Annotated in this window: 1 protein-coding gene and 1 pseudogene; both read right to left on the bottom strand. The window is 38.5% G+C overall.

The annotated features are described in order from the left end of the window. The coding region (gene repM / locus CF596_RS14445) for a replication initiation protein RepM (RefSeq protein ID WP_143228719.1) at nt 1-503 on the bottom strand (503 nt) is incomplete at its 3' end. Between the two features lie 880 nt (nt 504-1,383). After that, a pseudogene (locus CF596_RS14440) lies at nt 1,384-1,929 on the bottom strand (RepB family plasmid replication initiator protein); the annotation flags it as partial.

The following is a 1,929-nucleotide window of genomic DNA, read 5'->3' as shown; positions in this document are numbered from 1 at the left end:
TCGGTTAAGTCAATAACTGGTGTCTTTCCTGTTGTTCTCCAGCAGATCAATAACTCATATAAGCGAACTGCATAGGCACTCGATAGACTACTAATTTGTTCAATATCGTACTTCGAGAATTGTTCCTCTAACCTTGTGATCAGTGGAACAACCGCAGGGGCGAAAATAACCTCAACCGTTGCAGTTTCATCAATGTAAGCAATTTGGCTGACCCAACGACTTGTAATATTAGCTCGTCCACGTTCACGCTTTTCTTGATAGCTGAATTGACGGGCAAATAAATCTTTGCAGGCATCTTTTAGGGCTTGATAAGCAGTCTGTCTAGCTACACCAAATTGATTGATATAACTCTCTGCATGGACTGTAAGAGGGTCATTTGCGTTAATTCCTTTGCCTGATTCTCTAGCTTCAAGGATAGCTAAAAGAATTAACCGCTGTTCAACCAAGTCTAAGTTATAACTAGCGTTCATTAGGGCGTTATCTTTTACTATTAAATCACTCATAAACCACCTATATATTTTATTACGTTATACCACATAAAAATATTATTGTGTATTAAGGTAGGTAAACGGTGGGGTATTGGTAGGTAAACGGTGGGGTATTGGTAGGTAAACGGTGGGGTATTGGTAGGTAAACGGTGTTAAATGCCCTCTGTATGCCTTGCTAGGCTTGCGTTTCAGCATGTCTAAAAGCATTTAAAAGCATTTAAAAACCTTAAAAGCCCATTTCCACCATGAAAATTGCCCTATGTTTTCGCTAAAGCTCAAACTTTTTTGACTTCACTTCGTTACGTCAGGGGCAATTTTTAGCAAATGACAGTTGAGCTATCAGAAAAATCAAAAGCAAAAGCAACAATGACGGCTATCGCCGACTTTTTTAAAAGCAAAATCAAAAGCAAAAACGGAAATCGGGAAGTATGAAATTCTGTCACCTAGGAACTACTTATTACCCACTTACAAATACCGTCTAGAACACCTTAAACTTGCTTTGCAAGTTGACCATAGCTGCGCTATGGTAAAAACTAAAAAAATGGCTCAAATTCAATAATTCTTTTACTACATTACATGGCTGTTTTTTGGCTAAAAAAAGTGTAATTTAGAGGTAAAACCCTCGATTACAATATTATGGGATAATGGCACTCGCTGCGCTCGTGTCTTTTCAAAAGCAAAAGCTCACGATAGTAAAACCATCTAGCAGCCAATATTTTAAAAGCTGTTTTTCAGAGGGGGAATAATCGAGCTTTCATTGTGTCGCTCGTAGACACTCGCTAATTACTTTCTTTGAAAAACAAAAAAAGCGTCACTATCAGTAGTGACGCTTTTTGAAATTTAATAACAGCAAGCCTTTCAAGCATAATTTTCTACGTGATTGCTACGTGACAGACTAAAAAACTACGCCAAATTCTTCTAATTTTGATTGCCATTGGTCGGCTATTGAATCGGTTGTAATCTCACTTTGAATACGTGCCATCATCTGCATGATTGATTCATCACCTTGTTTAAACCGATCTGATAGACGGTTAGACATGATTAACCCTGTAATCTTGCTTGCTCGATGCTGTAAATCGCTCAAATTTGCGTTTTCAGGTTGTTTTACGATGTTGGCAGGGATTTGACTAGGCTTTTCGATACGTTGGCTAGAATCGCTGTTTTTTGGCGTTTCAGGTTCTGTTTTTTTCTTCTGCTTAAACTTGAATGAAAACCCTGTGATTGTCCGCCCTTTTTTGTGCTGTTCGTAGGTAGCTGTGATGTCTGTATGTTCGTTGACTTGTTTCAATGCTAGCTCCAAAACACCACGTTTAAACACATCCATACGCTGATATTCAGTATCTAACACGCCTATGCGCTTTCTGAATTCGGTTAAGTCAATAACTGGTGTCTTTCCTGTTGTTCTCCAGCAGATCAATAACTCATATAAGCGAACTGCATA

Origin of the sequence: Acinetobacter sp. YT-02, assembly GCF_002412355.1 — a bacterium.
Taxonomy (GTDB): Bacteria; Pseudomonadota; Gammaproteobacteria; order Pseudomonadales; family Moraxellaceae; genus Acinetobacter; species Acinetobacter towneri.
This window is presented reverse-complemented; position numbering and strand designations above follow the sequence as displayed.